Below are 16,632 nucleotides of genomic sequence, written 5' to 3'. Positions count from 1 at the left end.
CCGCGCGGGTTATTTCGTGTTTTCTGTCCAGCGGCTCGCTCGCGCTGACTTCTACCCTTCGGCGTGGGTAGACTGAGCGCGTGAGCGACAGGCGACTTACGGCCTCCGAGCCGACGCCCCGCACCGAGCCGCGCAGCGAGCAGGGCCAGGGGTCCGGCTTCGTCGCCGCGCCCCAGCGCATCGCGGGGCGCTACGAGATCCTCGGCCTGCTCGGCACCGGCGGCATGGGCAGCGTCTATCGCGTCCGCGACGTGGAGCTCGACGAGGTGGTCGCCCTCAAGATGCTGCGGCGCGATCTCGCCGACGCGGCCGGGATGCTCGAGCGCTTCCGGCAGGAGGTGAAGCTCGCGCGCCGCGTGACGCACCGGAACGTCGCGCGGACGTTCGACTTCGGCGACCACGAGGGCGAGAAGTTCCTCACGATGGAGTGCGTCGACGGCGAGTCGCTGCACAGCGTGCTCGCGCGGACGGGCCCGATGCCGGCGCAGCAGGTCATCGGCATCGGCTGCGCCCTCTGCGACGGGCTCGGCGCCGCGCACGCGGCCGGCATCGTGCACCGCGACCTCAAGCCCGAGAACGTGCTCCTCGACAGGGGCGGGCGGGTCGTCATCACCGACTTCGGCATCGCCCGCACCTCGTCCGGGCCGAGCGCCGGCGAGTCGTCCGGCTTCGTGCTCGGCTCCCCCGCGTACATGTCGCCGGAGCAGCTGACCGGCGAGCCCGACATCGACGCGCGCACCGACATCTACGCGCTCGGCATGATCCTCTTCGAGTGCCTGACCCACCGGCGCGCCTGGCCGGGCGCCGGCGCGATCGCGGCCGCCATGGCCCGGCTGCGGTCCCCGCCGCCGGACCCGCGCTCCGTCCGTCCGGACGTGCCCCTCGCCGTCGCGGACGTCGTCCTGAGGTGCATGGCGACGCGCCGCGAGGATCGCTACGCGAGCGCGGCCGAGGCGCACCGCGCGCTCCTGCTCGCGCGCTCGCGGGTGTCGATCGCCCCGCAGCCGGCGCAGTCGCTCGCCTCGATGATCGCCGCGTCCGCGGCCACGGCCGCGCCGACCGCGCCGCAGCCGATCGAGCAGAACCCGACCCGCGTCGCCGCGTCGGTCGAGGCGGTCACCGCGCCGCAGCCGCGGCTCATGTCGCCGACGCTGTCGGCGCCCGCGCCCACGCCGACGCCCACGTCCCCGCCCTCGTCCGTGTCCTCGTCTGCGCTGAAGACGGTCGCCGTGCTCCCGTTCCGCAACGTCGGCGCCCCGGACGACGAGTACCTCGCCGACGGCTTCACCGAGGATCTCACCGACACCCTCTCGATGACGGCCGGCCTCAAGGTGCGGCCGCGCGCCGCGGTGTCCCGGGTGCGGCTCGACGGCCGCGACCCGCGCGACATCGGCCGCGAGCTCGGCGTGCAGGTCGTCGTCGAGGGGTCGATCCGCCGCACCGGCGGCGGCTACGGGCACGACGCGCCGCGCTCGCAGCCGCCGGCGCCGCGCTCGCAGTCTCAGGCGCCGTACTCGCGGCCGGGGTCGCGCCTGCAGCCGGCGGGCGTGCGCGTGACCGCGCGCGTCATCAGCGTCGAGGACGGGTTCCAGCTCTGGGCGAAGCGGTTCGACAGCTCGCCCGAGGCGCTGCTCGCGGTGAGCGACGACGCGGCGAGCGCCATCGCCGGCGCGCTCACCGTCGACGCCGCCAGCCGCGAGCGCGAGGCGCCGAGCGACCCGCGCGCGATCGACCTCTACCTGCGCGCCCGCCACCAGCTGCGGCACCTCTGGTACGGCGACGCCGCGCCGGCGGTGTCGCTCTTCGAGGAGGCGCTGTCCTTCTCGCCGAACGACCCGAGCATCCTCTCCGGCTACGCCATCGCCTCGGCGCGGCTGATGGCCGCGCAGGGCGACGGCAGGGCGCAGCTCGCGAAGGCGCAGCAGGCGGCCGAGCGGTCGATCGCGCTCGCCCCCTCGCTCGGCGAGCCGTGGGTGGCGCTCGCGACGGTGCGCTTCAGCGCGTGCGACCCCATCGGCGCCGTGCCGGCGCTGCGCAAGGCGCTCCAGCGCGCGCCGAGCCTGGCCAAGGCGCACGAGCTGCTCGGCCGCATCCTCCTCGAGGCGGGGCTCGTCGACGAGGCGGTCTTCCGGCTCGACACGGCGCTGTCGCTGGATCCGGGCGAGCTGTTCCCGCGCTGGGAGCTCGCGCGCAGCCGGGCGCTGCTCGGCGACTGGGCGGGGGCGGGCGTGCTGCTCGACACGCCCGCGGAGGACCCGTCGAGCCGCTTCCACAAGGCGATCATGCGCGCCCGGTTCGGGCTGTGGCGCGGCGCCCCGTTCCCCATCGACGACCTCTTGCCGCCGTCGACGGAGAACGTCCCGGTCCAGTACGCGCGCATCTACCGCGACGTGCTCGCGACGTCGCGGCTCTCGGACGAGCAGCGGGCGTTCTTGCGCGCGAAGTCGGACGGCTCGGAGCCGGGCAGCCGCCTGCGCCCGCTCTTCCTGCAGATGGAGGCGGAGATCCTGGCCTTCCTCGGCGAGGACGACGCGCTCTTCCGCACGCTCGCGAGCGCGGTGGAGGCGGGGCTCTTCGACGCCCTCTGGATGCAGCGCTGCGCGGTGCTCGATCGCGCGCGGCCTTCCGCGCGCTTCGCCCCGCTCCGCGCGCGCGTCGAGGAGCGCGCCGCGGCGGTCGTCGCCGCGTTCAGGGCCTGAGCGCCGCGGGCCGCGCGCGAGCGGCGCCCAGATCGCCGCTGAGATCGCCGCTCAGCCCCTGCGCGCGCTCTTGGCGCCGCGGGAGACGGCGGGCATCAGCACGTCGCCCTCGACGTGCCCGGAGACGTCGAGGACGGTGCGGCCCTCCGCGTCGCGCCCGGGCCGCTCCCGCGTGTAGCGCTCCGCCGGGGCGGCGAGCACGACCCCGAGCTCGCGCGCCGCGCTCGTGAGCTCGGCCGACAGCGCCGCGTCGATGAGCCGGGCCCGCTCGCCGCTTGGCGACCCGGCGGGGATCGCGACGGCCACCGAGCCCGAGACGACCCCCTCGCGCGCGAGCAGCCCGTGCGGCGAGCCGGTCGTCCGCGCGAGCGTCAGCGCCACGCGCGCCGCCTCCAGGCGGTCGCGCGCGGCGGCGAGCGACGCCGCGCCGCGGCGGAGGATCTCGCGCGCGTCCTCCCCCGGGTCGCCGCGGTACGCCTCGGCGAGCTCCGCGTTCGCCTCCCTGATCCGCGTGATCTCGGCCTCGGCGGCCGCGACCTCGGCCTCGTACTGCGACAGATCGATCGTGCTCATGGCGATGTCGTCAACCTCGGTTCGTGAACAGGATGCTCCCCGCGAGCAGCGCGCCGGCCGCCGCGGCGCCGTAGAGGCAATAGCGCGCGAGCGCCGCGTGGCCAGCGAGGTAGAGCTGTAGCCCCGCGAAGCCCGCGGCGATCGCGAGCGCCGCGTAGATGAGCTGACGCACCCCGGTGTAGACGAGCGACGCGGCCTGGGCGAGGCCGCGGATCTTCACCTCGGCCTCGCCGCGGTTGGCGCGCGTGAGGTACTTGCGCAGGTCGTCCGGGATCGTCAGCGCCTTGATCCCCATGTCCTTCGCCGCCTCGAGGGCGATCTGCGCCCAGTCGCGGCTGCCGAGGACGAAGTCCTGGAGGTAGGGGCGCACGACATCCATGGGGTTGAGGTCCGGATCGAGCTGCGTGCAGACGCCGGTGAGCAGGAGGAGGGTGCGCTCGAGCAGCACGAAGTCGCGCGGCACGTGGAACGCGCCGGAGAGCTCCTTCAGGCCGATGTTCATGCGCCTGAGGTCGATGAGGCTCTCGATGCCCTTCTGCGGGTCGAGCTTGATGTCCTTCAGGTTGAAGGACTCGAGCTTCACCTCGTCCTGGAAGCGCTGGTGGAAGAACTCGACGACCTTCTCGCTGACGTCGACGGTGTCGCGCCGCGAGAAGAAGCGCATCTTGCGCAGCGCCTTGATGATCCCCTCGGTGTCGCGGCGGATCACGGCCTCGAGGAACTCGGGGATGCCCTCGCGCATCTCCTGGGAGAGCTCGGCGACCGCGCCGAAGTCGAGCAGGATGAGCTCCCCGCTCGGCCCGACCAGCATGTTCCCCGGGTGCGGATCCGCGTGGTAGACGCCGTCGATGAAGATCTGCTGGCAGAAGACCTGCACGATCTGCCGGGCGAGCGCCTTGCGGTCGACGCCGTGCGCCTCGAGGGCCGCGACGTCGCCGACCTTGATCCCCTCGACGAACGTCGTCGTCATCACGCGCCGGGTGCAGTAGGGCTCGATGGGCCGGGGGAACCGGACCTGCGGCTGCTTCGCGAAGTTGTCGGCGATGCGCACGATGTTCCTGGCCTCGCGCACGAAGTCGAGCTCCTCCAGGATCATCGAGCGGATCTGGTGGTAGTAGGCGTCGAGCCCCTGCACGGGGACGAACTTCGCGACGATCGCCATGATGCGGCGGATGGTGAGCAGGTCGAGGCGGACGATCTCGTCGATGTCGCGGTGCTGCACCTTCACGGCGACGCGGGTGCCGTCCATGAGCCACGCCTCGTGGACCTGGCCGAGCGACGCGCTCGCGAGCGGCTCGCGGTGGAAGCGGGCGAAGACCTGGTCGATGGGGCGCCCGAGCTCCTCGGCGATGCGCGCCTCGATCTCCTCGTAGGGGCGCGGCGGCACCTGGTCCTGGAGCCCCTCGAGCCCCGCGCGCAGCGTCGCGGGGAGGAAGTTCGCCATGATGCTGAGCATCTGGCCGACCTTGATGAAGAGGCCCTGGAGCTCGACGATCGTGCGCTCGATGCGGCGGGCGTTCTTCGCGTGGACCTCGTCGACGCGGCCCTGCGCCCACGCGTCGCCGAAGAGGCGGCGCAGGAAGAAGAACCAGAGGTAGCTCGCGATGACGGTGAACGTCGTCAGGTAGGCGCGGATGAAGCGGCCGCTCTGCGCGGCGTTCTGCCGGAACGAGCGGGGCGCCGCCGCGGGGCGCTGCGCCGGCTCGAGGGCCGCGGGCGCGGCGCCGTCGGTCGGCCTCGACGCGGTGGCGGCGCCGTCGGTCGGCCTCGACGCGGTGGCGGCGCCGTCGGGCGGACTCGACGCGGTGGTCGCGCCGTCGGTCGGCCTCGGCGTGGTGGTGGCGGCGCCGTCGGGCGGCCTCGGCGTGGCGCCGTCGGGCTCCCGCTGGATCGCGCCGGGGCGCAGCTCGCCGGGCGCGCGCGCGGGCTCGGTGGGCGAGCGAAGCAACCCGTGGGACGGGCCCTGCTGTTCCGGGGCGGCGCCGTGTGACACCGCGGCAGCCTAGCATCGCTCGGCGTCAGCCCGCGAAAACGCGGGCTCGATGCGGCGCGCCATGCCTTCGTCGCGTCATCGCGCGGCCGCCATGGCCTCCGCGATCGCGTCGTAGACCGCGGGTCGCGCGCGGCGGATCGCGTCGGACGCGCGCGTCGGGTGGACGCGGTTCGTGAGCAGCACGCCGACGAGCTCGGCGTCCGGGTCGATCCAGAGGCTCGTCCCGGTGAAGCCGAGGTGGCCGAAGGTCCGCGGGCCGAAGCGGGCGCCGGCGCTCGGCCTCTCGCCGCTCTTGCCGTCGAACCCGGCGCGCAGCGACCCGCCCGGCCGCGGCTCGATCAGCCGCCGGACCTCGTCGCGCGAGAGCCACTCCGGCCGCTCGCCCGCGAGCGCCTCGAGCAGCGCCACCCCGAGCCGCGCCACGGACATCGCGTCGCCGAAGAGGCCCGCGTGCCCGGCCATTCCTTCCTGCGCGATCGTCCAGGCGTTGTCGTCGTGCACCGCGCCGCGGATCACGCCCCCGCGGAACGCCACGTCCTCGGTGGGCACGACGCGCTCGTCGAACCGCGGATCGCGGCGCCGCAGCGCGCGTGCCGGCGCGACCGCGAGCCCGAGGGGTCCGGTCACCTCGCGCGCGACGACCTCGTCGAGCTCGGCCTCGCCGCGCCGCGCGACCGCGGCGCCGAGGAGCAGGTACCCGAGGTCGCTGTACACCGGCGGGAACCCGCCCTCGGGCGGATCGCCCGCGCACCCGTCGCGGCGCCCGTCCGCGCAGGCGCGCAGCGCCTCGAGGGGATCGATCGGCGCGCTGTCGTCCGGCGGGTGGAGCGTGCGGTGCGCCTCGAGCCCGGCGCGGTGCGCGGCGAGGAGCTCGAGCGGCACGCGCGCCGATCGCGTGCCGGCGAGCTCGGGCAGCACGTCTCCGAGCGGCTCGTCGTACCTCGCCTTGCCGGCGCGAACGAGCCGGGCGAACGCGAGCGCGGTGAACGGCTTCGTCACCGACGCGAGGTCGAAGATCGCGTCCATCGTCGCCGCGATCGGCGCGCCGCCCGCGCCCGCCGGCGGGCTGTCCTCGAACCACAGCCGCCCGGCGGCTCCCGATCCGTACTGGACGTTGTTCCGTGTGCGCACGGCGGCGGCGACGCAGGCGCAGGGTGCGGCGCGGTGTTCTTCGACCGCGAGCGCAGCGATCGGCGTGAGGTCGGCGGGGGCCATGGCCGAGGATGAGGAGGGGCTTGCGCCCCTGTCAAACGCGCTCTGGCGGCGGGCTGGACCGGGCTCGGGGAAACGCGGAACGTTCCTCGAAAGATCGAGCGGCGCGGCCGGTCCTGCTTCAGGATCTCGCGGTGAACTCTCCCTCGAGCACCGAATCACGCGCCGCCGTTGCGTCGCTCGCCGCGCTCGCGGCGAGGTACGACGATCGCCGGCCCGATCGCTGGGCGCCGGTCCCCGAGCAGCTCGACGCCGCGATCGCGTTCGACGTCGAGCTCGCCGAGGCTGGGCGCGTCGCGCGCGCGCCGCTCGTGGCCGAGCTCGCGCGCCGCTTCGAGTTCCCTGCGCATTACCTCGATGCGATCCTGCTCGTGCCGCGCGAGCGCTTCGTCCTCCCGGAGGACCTCGCGGCCTCCGCGGACGACACGCCGCTGCCGCTCGACCGGGCCGGGCACGCGACCGTGAGCGCGCCGCACGCGTACCTGCTCACGTTCAGCCTGCTCGGCCTCGTGCCGGGCGATCGCGTGCTCGAGCTGGGCACCGGCACCGGCTACGGGGCGGCGCTCGCGCGGCGCATCGTCGGCCCGTCCGGGCACGTCACGTCGATCGAGATCGATCCTGCGTTGCACGCGCGCGCGGCGCGGCTCCTCGGCGCGCGGCCGGATCGCCATGGCGACGACGCGACGCTCGCGATCAGCGGCGCCGGGCCTTCCGACGAGGGCGCGAGCCTCACGCTGCTGTGCGGCGACGGGCGTTCGCTCGCCGAGCGCGTGCTCGCGTCCGGGCGGGCGATGCCGTCGGAGCGCCCCTGGAAGGTCGCGGTGACCTACGCGCTGATCGAGCCGCCCGCCGCGCTCGAGGAGCGGCTGGCCGACGGCGGCGTCCTGGTCGCGCCGGTCGGCGCGTGGGAGGGCCACCAGGAGCTCATGCGGGTCGAGCGCCGGCAGGGCGCGCTCCTCCGCGAGGTGCACGGCGCGGTCCGCTACGTGGCGGAGCGCGGGCGCGGGTAGGCGGCTCGCTGGGCGAAGCCGGTGAGCGCCGCCACCGGCGGCGGGCCGGCCCGCGTCCGCCGGCGCATCGCGCGCAGGAGCATCTCGTGCCGATCGTGGAACGCGGCTGAGTTGCCCTTGTCCTCGGCCGCGGGGCGCTCGTTGCGCTTCCGGACCCGATGCTCCGTCGCCTCGACCACGGGAGCCGTCGCACGGCTTCGCCCCGAGGGCTGTGTCGTCCGGTTCGACCCGCAGCATGTCCAGATGACACACCTCCCTGTCCAGATGACACACTCCCCTGTCCAGATGACACACTCCCCTGTCCGGATGGCGCACCTCCGCGTCCGGGTGACACACCTCTGCGTCCGGGTGACGCACTTCCGTGTCCGGGTGCGAGCTGTGACGGTCCGTGCCAGTGCCCGGCGCCTCGTGGCTCATCGAAGCCGCCGTCTTCCGGCCTTGCGGTGAGCGCCGGCGGGGGTCTCCGCGCGGCGGGGGCGGGTGGGCGCGGCGAGCACCGAACGAGGTGCCATAAGGTTTCCGGGGGCTCTGCGTTTCAGGCGCGCCTTGTGTGGCGCGCGACGAAACGTCCCAGGAGGCATGGCCCGAAGTGAGACATGCCGGGCGGTGTTCTCAGCGCAAGCGCCCCCGCCCCCGTCTTGGCGGATGGCCGAGCGCCCACCCGCCCCCGCCGCGCGGAGGCCCCCGCCGGCGCGTGCGTCTCGGGATCGCGCTCCGTCCGTGTCCGTGTCCGTGTCCGCGTCCGCGCCCCGCGTCCCACGTCGCACCACCACCCCGCCCCCCGGATTAGAGAAAGCCCCACCGTCTTTGACCCCCGGCCTCGCCGAACTTTATCCTGGCGTCCCCGGAGGCGGGGCCGCCCCGGCGCGTCGGCTCGGCCCGCCGTGGGCCCAGGGAGAAGACCGGAAGCACTATGGCGGAGTTCGTTTGGGAGGCGCGCGGCCGCACCGGAGAGATCCGGAAGGGCACGATGGAGGCCGAGAACGAGGCGGCGGTGCAGAACCGGCTCCGCGCTCAGCAGCTGAGCCCGACCCGCGTCAAGAAGAAGGGCGCCGCGCTCAACATCAGCCTGAGCTTCGGCTCGGGCGTCGAGCCCAAGGACCTCGTCAAGTTCATCCGCCAGTTCGCGACGATGATCGACGCCGGCCTCCCGCTGGTCCAGTGCCTCGAGATCCTGTCGAACCAGGAGCCGAACAAGATCTTCCAGGCCGCGCTGCGCGACATCAAGAACACCGTCGAGCAGGGCGCCACGTTCAGCGACGCCCTCCGGCGCCACCCGAAGATCTTCGACGACCTGTTCGTCAACCTCGTCCAGGCCGGCGAGGTGGGCGGCATCCTCGACAGCATCCTGAACCGGCTCGCGATCTACATCGAGAAGCGCGTGAAGCTCGCGCGCCAGGTGCGCGGCGCGCTCGCGTACCCGATCGCCGTCATCGTGATCATGATCGTCGTCATGGTCGTGCTGATGTCGTTCGTCATCCCGTCCTTCGAGACGATGTTCGCGGAGTTCGGGGCGAAGGACGCGCTCCCGCAGCTCACGAAGATCGTCATCGCGACCTCGAAGGCGTTCGTCACCTACCTCCCGCTCATCGCCGTGCTGACCGTCGCCGCCATCGTCGGCGGGACCTACTTCTACCGCTCGCCGGCCGGCAAGCGGATGGTGCACCGCCTCGTGCTCCGGCTCCCGATCCTCGGCCCCGTCATGCAGAAGATCGCCGTGGCGCGGTTCTCGCGCACGCTCGGCACGCTCCTCGGCTCGGGCGTGCCCATCCTCGACGCGCTCGACATCGTCGCGAAGACGGCGGGCAACGTCGTCGTCGAGGAGGGCCTCATGTACTCGCGCCAGAAGATCTCCGAGGGGAAGAACATGGCCGAGCCGCTCGGCGAGATGCAGGTCTTCCCCGGCATGGTCGTGCAGATGGTCGCGGTCGGCGAGCAGACCGGCGCGCTCGACACGATGCTGAACAAGATCGCCGATTTCTACGAGGAGGAGGTCGACGTCGCCGTCTCCGCGCTGACGTCGCTGCTCGAGCCGCTCCTCATGGTCGTCGTCGGCACCATGGTCGGCATCGTGCTCATCTCGATGTACCTGCCGATCTTCGATCTCGCCGGCAAGATCAAGGCGGAGTGATGTCGCCCGCGGCCTCCCCGGCGGACCCCGGCGGCGAGGCCGTGGCGCGGCCGGACGAGGTCGGGGCCGGGCCACCGCCGGCGCCGCCGCCGATCGCGACGCCGCTCCCGCCCGGCGCTCCCGGCGGCGCCGAGGCGCCGCTCGCGAGCCGGCTCACCTGGCTCATCGCGCTGCGCCTCGCGGTGCTCACGGTCTTCCTCGTCGTGACCGCGGCGGTGTACCTCCGCGGCTTCACCCCCGGGGGCTTCTCCAGCATCGTCGCGCTCGTGACGGTCGCCGCGGCGTACGGCGTCTCCGGCATCTACGCGGTGTTCCTGCGCATGCAGCGCGCCCTCCGCCAGATCGCCCGGGCGCAGCTCGTGACCGACCAGATCACCTGGACCGCGCTCGTGTACATCACCGGCGGGGCCACGAGCGGCGCCACGTCGCTCTACGGCCTCACCTGCCTGACGGGGGCGATCCTCCTCGGCGTCCCCGGCGCGATCGTCGCCGCCGCGTCCGGGGCGGCGGCGTACCTGCTCCTGTGCGCCGCGCTCGGGCTGCACCTGCTCGGCGTGCCGCCCGACCAGCCCTCCGGCGCGTACGTGACGCAGTGGGACGAGCTCCGGTACCCCATGTTCGTCAACCTGCTCGCGATCGTGGTGGTCACGCTGCTCGCGAGCTACCTGGCGGAGCGGCTGCGCGCGACCGGCGGCCGGCTCGTGCAGGCGACGGCGCGGGCGGAGCAGGCCGAGCGGCTCGCGGCGCTGGGCCGCCTCGCCGCGGGGCTGGCCCACGAGATCCGGAACCCGCTCGGCTCGATCGCGGGCTCCATCGAGCTCCTGCGCACGGGCGGGACGCTCTCCGACGAGGACCGGAAGCTCTGCGAGATCATCGAGCGCGAGACGGCGCGCCTGAACGACCTCGTGGGCGACATGCTCGATCTGTCGCGCCCGCGGGTGCCGGCGCTCGAGGCCGTGGATCTTTCGGCGACGGCCCGCGACGTCGTCGTGCTCGCGGGGCGCTCGGGTCGCGGCGGCGACGTCGAGGTCCGCTTCGAGGGGCCGCCGTCCGCGCCCGTGACCGCCGACGCCGCCCAGATGCGCCAGGTCGTCTGGAACCTCGTGCGGAACGCGATCCAGGCGAGCTCGGCGGGCGCCGTCGTGACCGTGCGCCTCTGGCGCGACGCGGGCGCCTGGCTGCTGGAGATCCGCGACCAGGGGCGGGGCATCCCGGCGGGCGCCCGCGATCGCCTCTTCGACGCGTTCTTCACGACCCGCACGCACGGCATGGGCATCGGCCTGGCGGTGGTGAAGCGGATCCTCGACGATCACGGCTTCGGGATCGAGGTCGACAGCCGCGAGGGCGAGGGCACCGCGTTCCGGGTGCGGGTGCCGGTCGGTCCGCTCGCGGCCGGCGAGCCGGAGCGCGGCGCGGACGCCGCGGCCGGCGCGCAGCTCGCCCCGCGATCCCGCGCGGCGGGCTGACCCGGGGGGCCCCGCCGCCGCGCTCGCCGCGCGTCACACCGGGCGCGTGGCGCTCCGTTCACGCTCCCCCGCGCGCCGCGCCCGGGGGCTCCGCGGGAGATTGCGGCGGAGCCCGCCCCCGCGCGTGAATAGCCCGCGGAGACCGTCGTCTGCCCCTGGACAGCGGCCCAGCGCCGGCGGATTGCCCTGTGGTTTCGCGGTGTTCATGGAGAGCACGGACCGGACGTGACCGCGCCGGCGCGGGCCTCGTCCGACGTGGCAGGCCGCTTGCCTCGTGCGTAGAACGACTAGAACGAGGGCGAGCAGCGCAAGCGACCGAGGCTCGCGCGCAGCTCGCAGGTACAGAAGGAGAACCATACGTGACACGCAGGATGAACCACCTCTTCGCGGCGACGTTCTCGCTGCTCGCGCTCACGCTCGGCCAGGTGGGCCTCGCGAACGCCGGGCCGGCGACGGACGTGGTCAAGGCCAAGCAGACGGTCCTGTTCGACCTCCTGAAGAAGGGAGGGGCCGAGAACCAGAAGAAGGTCGGCGCGATCTTCGACGAGATGCTCGACTACTCGGCGCTGGCGGAGAGCTCGCTCGGCAGCGAGTGGGCCGCCCGGACCGACGCCGAGAAGAAGCAGTTCACCGAGCTGCTCAAGCAGCTCGTGCGCAAGGCCTACGAGCGCAACCTGAAGAAGACGCTCAACTTCAACATCGAGTACACGAGCGAGACCGAGAGCGCCGGCGTCATGACGGTCAAGACGAGGGCCGTCTCCAAGAGCGACGCGCGCGAGGAGCCGGTCGAGATCGCCTTCAAGCTCTCCGAGAAGGGGGGCACCTGGCTCGTGCGGGACATCGTCACCGAGGGCGTCAGCTTGGTGGGGAGCTACCGGGCGCAGTTCACGAAGATCATCAAGAAGGACGGGTTCCCGGCGCTCGTCCAGAAGATGAAGGACAAGCTCGCCAAGGGCGACGTCTGACGCGCGACCGCCGACCGCCCGGCGCGGAGCCGTCCCCGGCCTCGCCGCGCCGGGCGAGGCGCCCGCGCCACCCGGCCGTCTCGGCAGCTGGGGCACCGATCGCGTCGATCGACCGAGCAATGAACCGCCAAGGGCGCCAAGAACACCAGGAAGAGGACGAGATCTTGGCGTCCTCGGCGTCTCGGCGGCTCGAACTTCTTCGCTTTCGAGCGGTTTCGACCTGTTTGTCGCCCTAGCGGCCCCTCCCCGAGCGCCCGGACGCGCCTCGCGCCCGGTCCGACGCGTTACCGTTCATCCGGCGTGATTGCCGTGAACTCGCCTCAATTGCCGCGGGGTTGATACCCTTGGCGGGTATGGCTGCTGGACAGAGGCGCGGCCGGTCGGCGCGCGCGCTGGGCCTTTCGCCGTCGCTGCGCGCGCTCGCGCCCGGCGGCGGAGCGGCCTCGCGCCCGCCCGACGATCGCCCCGTCCTCCGGCTCGCGGTCAGCAAGGGGGCGCTCGCGATCGAGCTCGGCGAGCCGTTCGCGATCGGCCCGCTCCGCGTCACCGAGCTCGTCGTGCGGCTCGCCGGGATCCGGTTTCCCGTCGACCTCTCCGGCGGGGTCGCGCGCTTCCGGCACCGGCGCGGCCAGCTCGTCCGGCTCGTCGTCGAGGCGCAGGGGACCGAGCTCGCCGGCTGGGCCGCGCCGCGGCTCCGCGGCTTCCTCGGCGACGGCGCGCCGCAGCTGATCATCGCGCCCATCGAGGACGGCGCGCTCGTCGCGCTGCGGTCCGGCGAGTCGGCGCTCGCGTTCGACGTCGCCGTCGCGCCGAGCGAACGCGCGCTCAGGCTTCTGCCGGAGCGCGCCCGCGGCGTCGGCCTCGCGGCCCCGCCGCATGCGCTCGCGCTCCAGGCGCTCTCGATGATGGCGGGCCCGCACGGCCGCATCGTCGAGGGCGCGATCGTGCTGGACGCCGCGATCGAGCGGGTCGTCCGCCTGCTCCTGCCCGCCGCCGGCGCGAGGGCGCCCGCGGTGGCCGGGGTGCAGTGGGCGTCGGTCGTCGCGGAGGCGGGCCGCTTCCGCGCCGAGGGCGCGCTCGACGCGGCGCCTCCGGCGCTGGGCGACCGCGCGCTCCGGGCGCTCGAGGCGGCCGAGCTCGCGGGCGCCGGCGACGAGCTCGCGCTCGCGGGCGGCCTCGACGACGCGCGCCGCGTCTACCTCGCCGCGCTGGAGCGCGCCCCGCGGCACCCGGAGATCTCCTCGCGCCTCGCGTGGATCGACCTCCTGGCCGGCGAGCGCGCCGAGGGGGCGCTCTCGACCGTCGTGGACGCCATGCCCGCCGTCGACGCCGGCCTGCTCGGCGGCGCGCTCCTCGAGGCGGTCGGCGACCGCGACGGCGCCTTCTCGGCGCTCGCGCGCGCCGCGCACGCGGAGCCGTACGGCCCCCTCGCCGCGCTCGCCTGGCTGCGCGCGGCGAGGCTCGCGGACGCCGTCGACGTGCGCCTCGACGCGCTGAACCTCGGCGTCGCGCGCGCGCCCGGGATCGAGGCGCTGCGCTGGGCGCGGCTCGAGGCGCGGCTCGACGTCGCCGACGTGCGCGGCGCGCTCGCGGACGCCGAGCACCTCGAGGCCGCCGCGCGCGGGGCCGAGGCGCGCCACGCCGTCTCCCGCAGGGCCGCGGAGGCGTTCCTCGCGCGGGGGCACGCGGCCGACGCGCGGGCGCTCTTCGAGCGGGCGCTCCGGTACGCGCCGGAGAGCCCCGACGGCGTCGCGGGCCTCGCGCGCTCGCTGCGGGCGGCGGGGGAGGGGAGGCGCGCGCTCGACCTGCTCGCCCGCGCGCGCGTCCTCGTCGCGCGCAGCGGCGCGCGCGGCGACGAGGACGCGCGCGCGCTCGATCTCGAGCTCGGCCGCGGCCTCGCGGAGATCGCCGGCGATCTGCCCGCGGCGGTCGCGCGCGTGCGGGCGATCCCCCCCGGCGCGCCGGAGTCGCTGGAGGCGCGGCTGCTCGAGGGCCGCTGGTGCGCCGAGCTGGGCGATCTCGGGGGAGCGTCGGTCGCGCTCGGGCGGCTGCGCGACGCGGTGGAGCTCGCGCTCCAGGACCGCGCCGCCGACCCCGGCTCCGCCCGCGCGGCGGGCTCGCCCTTCGTCGGCGGCCCGGCCGCCGTCGCCGCCCTGCTCGCCGAGGCCGCCGAGATCGAGGAGCGATCCCGCGGGGATCTCCTCGCCGCGCAGCGCCACCTCGGCCTCGCGCTGCGCCTGCGCCCGCGCGATCCGGAGATCGCCGCCGCGTTCCGCCGCGTCTCGGGCGAGCTCGCGCCCGCGGTGGCGCCCCCGCGCGGGGCGGGGCCGAGCCGCGGGGCGGAGCCGAGCCCCGCGCCTCGCCCTCGCGCGACCGAGCAGCGGATCGAGGTCCACGTCCCTGCGCCGCCGCGCCGGCGCTCGATCCCGCCCGAGCCCGTGGTCGTCGCGCCGCCGCCGGCCCCCTCGCCGCCGATCGCGCCGGCCGCGATCGCCCGGACGCCGGCCGTGACCGCGCCGATCGCGCCGGCCCCCGCGCCGCGGATCGCGCCGCCGCCGGCCCCGCCGATCGCGCCGCGCGATCCCGGGCGCCTCGACGAGATGCCCACGTTCGACAGCAGCGACACGTCGACCGACCTGCCCGACATGCCGCCCGTCCCGAACAGCGTCACGCTGGCGGAGGGGCAGGCGCCTTTCGCCCGCGCGCTCGGCGTCGACGACGAGCTCCTGGCCGAGCGGCTCGCGGATCGTCTCCGCGCCGATCCCACCGACCACGGGGTGGCGATGGCGCTCGCCGACGTGCTGGAGCGGCTCGGCCGCGATCTCGATCTCCTCGCCCTGCTCTCGGCGCGCCTGGAGGAGGGGGATGAGGCCGCCCGCCAGGAGGTCGCGCCGCGGCGGCGCGACGTGCTCGTGCGGCTCGCCGGGAGGGCGCGGGCCGAGGGGCGCGCCGCCGAGGCGGAGCTCTACGAGATGCTGCTGCACGCCGAGCTGACCTGATCGCGACGGCGCGCCGCGCTCCCGGCGCGCCGCGCGCTTGGCCCGATCGCCGCGGCCGTGATAGCCGGATCTCCTGCGCAGCGCGCGCAGCGCTTGGAGGTGCAGCATGGCCGAGCAGCCGACGAACCGCGTCCAGCAGGAGGGCTCGCCGCGCGAGCCGGGCGCCTCGCCCGCGAGGCCGGGCCGTCCGATCATCGTGCAGAAGTACGGCGGATCGTCGGTCGCCGACGTCGACAAGATCGGCAAGGTCGCCGACCGCGTCGTCGCCGCGAAGCGCGCCGGCAACGACGTCGTCGTCGTGGTCAGCGCGATGGGCAAGACGACCGACGGCCTGCTCGCGCTCGCCCGGCAGGCGGCGAGCGCCGGCGGCGCGGCCGCGGATCCTCCCCGGCGCGAGCTCGACATGCTGCTCTCGACCGGCGAGCGCGTCTCGATGGCGCTCCTGTCGATCGCCATCCAGGCCCGGGGTTTCGAGGCGATCTCGTTCACGGGCTCCCAGTCCGGCATCCTCACGAACGATCGCCATTTCGACGCGCGCATCATCGAGGTCCGTCCGTTCCGGATCGAGGACGAGCTCGCGCGCGGCCGCATCGTGATCGTCGCCGGCTACCAGGGGATGAGCTACCGCCGCGAGATCACGACGCTCGGCCGCGGCGGCTCCGACACGACGGCGGTGGCGCTCGCGGCGGCGCTGAGCGCCGAGCGCTGCGAGATCTACAGCGACGTCGACGGCGTGTACTCGGCCGACCCCCGGGTCGTCCCGGACGCGCGTCACCTGCCGGAGCTCGACGCCGCGGTGCTCCAGGAGATGGCCGAGTGCGGCGCGAAGGTCGTCTGCGCCCAGGCGGTCGAGTGGGCGCGTCGCTCCGGCGTGGCGCTCTATGCGCGCTCGACGTTCGACGCCGCCCCCGGCGCGCGCGAGACGGTGGTGCGCCGGTTCGCCCCCGGCTCGACGTCGTCGACGCACGCGGCGCGCGCGATCGTCGCCGAGGGCAACGTCGTCCTCGCGCGGGCGCCCGGCGGTCTCCGGCTCGACGCGCTCCTCCGCGCCGCCGGCGAGCTCGGGCTGGGCTTCCGGGATCTGTCCTTCGGCCCTGGCGGCGGGGCGTTCGTGATCCCGCTCCTCAACGTGCCCGACTGGCAGGGGGCCAAGCGCCAGCTGGTCGCGCTGCAGCCGTCGCTCGAGCTCGACGAGGGCCTGGCCTCTGTCAGCGTCGTCGGCGACGGCCTCACCGCGACGGCGTCGCCGCTGTCTCGCTTCATCGAGGTCCTCGGCGGCGCCGGCATTGCCCCCCGCTTCACGGTCGCGTCCCCCCTGCGCCTCGGCGCCCTCGTCGACGCCGCCGACGCCGCCCCCGCGCAGCGCCTGCTCCACGCGACGTTCGTCGCGCCCTGATCCTCGAGCAGACCGTAGGCCCCCGTGGAGGGTGTTCTCGGCGCGGGGCAGGGGGTGGGGATGGGCCGATGTCTGAGCCCGAGATGTGAGTCATCCGGCTTGCCGGATGGCTCACATCTCGGGCGAGTTCGGCGGGGCCCCACCCCCTGCCCCGCGCCGAGAACACCCTCCACGGGGGCCGATCAACC

Annotated in this window: 11 protein-coding genes; 7 read left to right on the top strand and 4 right to left on the bottom strand. The window is 74.8% G+C overall.

Annotation, left to right across the window (positions count from 1 at the left end):
• Positions 1–80: 80 nt before the first annotated feature.
• Positions 81–2,699, top strand: a complete 2,619-nt coding sequence (locus WME83_RS37610) for a protein kinase domain-containing protein (protein ID WP_437314525.1) — start codon at positions 81–83, stop codon at positions 2,697–2,699.
• A gap of 51 nt (positions 2,700–2,750) precedes the next feature.
• Here the strand turns inward: WME83_RS37610 and WME83_RS37605 are convergent, their stop codons facing one another.
• The 3 genes from WME83_RS37605 to WME83_RS37595 form a co-directional block, all read right to left on the bottom strand.
• Positions 2,751–3,272, bottom strand: a complete 522-nt coding sequence (locus WME83_RS37605) for a hypothetical protein (RefSeq protein WP_437314524.1) — start codon at positions 3,270–3,272, stop codon at positions 2,751–2,753.
• Between the two features lie 10 nt (positions 3,273–3,282).
• Positions 3,283–5,265 carry an AarF/UbiB family protein gene (locus WME83_RS37600; protein WP_437314523.1) on the bottom strand — a complete coding sequence of 661 codons (1,983 nt, stop codon included), beginning with the start codon at positions 5,263–5,265 and terminating at the stop codon, positions 3,283–3,285.
• A gap of 75 nt (positions 5,266–5,340) precedes the next feature.
• Positions 5,341–6,480, bottom strand: coding sequence for a serine hydrolase domain-containing protein (locus WME83_RS37595; RefSeq protein WP_437314522.1), 1,140 nt, complete (start codon positions 6,478–6,480; stop codon positions 5,341–5,343).
• A gap of 131 nt (positions 6,481–6,611) precedes the next feature.
• Here WME83_RS37595 and WME83_RS37590 point away from each other — a divergent pair, with 131 nt between their 5' ends.
• Positions 6,612–7,487: a protein-L-isoaspartate O-methyltransferase family protein gene (locus tag WME83_RS37590; protein ID WP_437314521.1), complete on the top strand. Its 876-nt coding sequence runs from the start codon at positions 6,612–6,614 to the stop codon at positions 7,485–7,487.
• Here WME83_RS37590 and WME83_RS37585 read toward each other — a convergent pair.
• Entirely contained in the window at positions 7,460–7,666 is a 207-nt protein-coding gene (locus WME83_RS37585; protein ID WP_437314520.1) for a hypothetical protein, read from the bottom strand. The two genes, WME83_RS37590 and WME83_RS37585, sit on opposite strands and share 28 nt — an antisense overlap.
• Before the next feature lie 734 nt (positions 7,667–8,400).
• Here WME83_RS37585 and WME83_RS37580 point away from each other — a divergent pair.
• The 5 genes from WME83_RS37580 (at position 8,401) to WME83_RS37560 (ending at position 16,444) form a co-directional block, all read left to right on the top strand.
• Positions 8,401–9,618 carry a type II secretion system F family protein gene (locus tag WME83_RS37580; protein WP_437314519.1) on the top strand — a complete coding sequence of 406 codons (1,218 nt, stop codon included), beginning with the start codon at positions 8,401–8,403 and terminating at the stop codon, positions 9,616–9,618.
• Entirely contained in the window at positions 9,618–11,084 is a 1,467-nt protein-coding gene (locus tag WME83_RS37575) for a sensor histidine kinase (RefSeq protein WP_437314518.1), read from the top strand. The genes WME83_RS37580 and WME83_RS37575 overlap by 1 nt, the downstream gene beginning before the upstream one ends.
• 359 nt (positions 11,085–11,443) lie before the next feature.
• Positions 11,444–12,049 (top strand): MlaC/ttg2D family ABC transporter substrate-binding protein, encoded by a 606-nt coding sequence (locus WME83_RS37570; RefSeq protein WP_437314517.1) that lies wholly within the window; start codon positions 11,444–11,446, stop codon positions 12,047–12,049.
• Between the two features lie 353 nt (positions 12,050–12,402).
• Complete coding sequence (locus WME83_RS37565; RefSeq protein ID WP_437314516.1) at positions 12,403–15,048, top strand: tetratricopeptide repeat protein; 2,646 nt, start codon at positions 12,403–12,405, stop codon at positions 15,046–15,048.
• A 106-nt stretch (positions 15,049–15,154) separates the two neighbouring features.
• Complete coding sequence (locus WME83_RS37560) at positions 15,155–16,444, top strand: aspartate kinase (protein WP_437314515.1); 1,290 nt, start codon at positions 15,155–15,157, stop codon at positions 16,442–16,444.
• Positions 16,445–16,632 lie beyond the last annotated feature (188 nt).

The sequence above is a fragment of the Sorangium sp. So ce385 genome, assembly GCF_051474135.1.
Lineage (GTDB): Bacteria > Myxococcota_A > Polyangia > Polyangiales > Polyangiaceae > Sorangium > Sorangium cellulosum_D.
Note: the sequence above shows the minus strand (reverse complement) of the source record. Positions and strands in the feature narration are given on the sequence as shown.

Excerpts from the sequence above, each read along its gene's own strand:
- WME83_RS37605 (WP_437314524.1), bottom strand. The coding sequence starts at position 3,272 with ATGAGCACGATCGATCTGTCGCAGTACGAGGCCGAGGTCGCGGCCGCC.
- WME83_RS37595 (WP_437314522.1), bottom strand. The coding sequence starts at position 6,480 with ATGGCCCCCGCCGACCTCACGCCGATCGCTGCGCTCGCGGTCGAAGAA.
- WME83_RS37580 (WP_437314519.1), top strand. The coding sequence starts at position 8,401 with ATGGCGGAGTTCGTTTGGGAGGCGCGCGGCCGCACCGGAGAGATCCGG.
- WME83_RS37565 (WP_437314516.1), top strand. The coding sequence starts at position 12,403 with ATGGCTGCTGGACAGAGGCGCGGCCGGTCGGCGCGCGCGCTGGGCCTT.
- WME83_RS37575 (WP_437314518.1), top strand. The coding sequence starts at position 9,618 with ATGTCGCCCGCGGCCTCCCCGGCGGACCCCGGCGGCGAGGCCGTGGCG.
- WME83_RS37560 (WP_437314515.1), top strand. The coding sequence starts at position 15,155 with ATGGCCGAGCAGCCGACGAACCGCGTCCAGCAGGAGGGCTCGCCGCGC.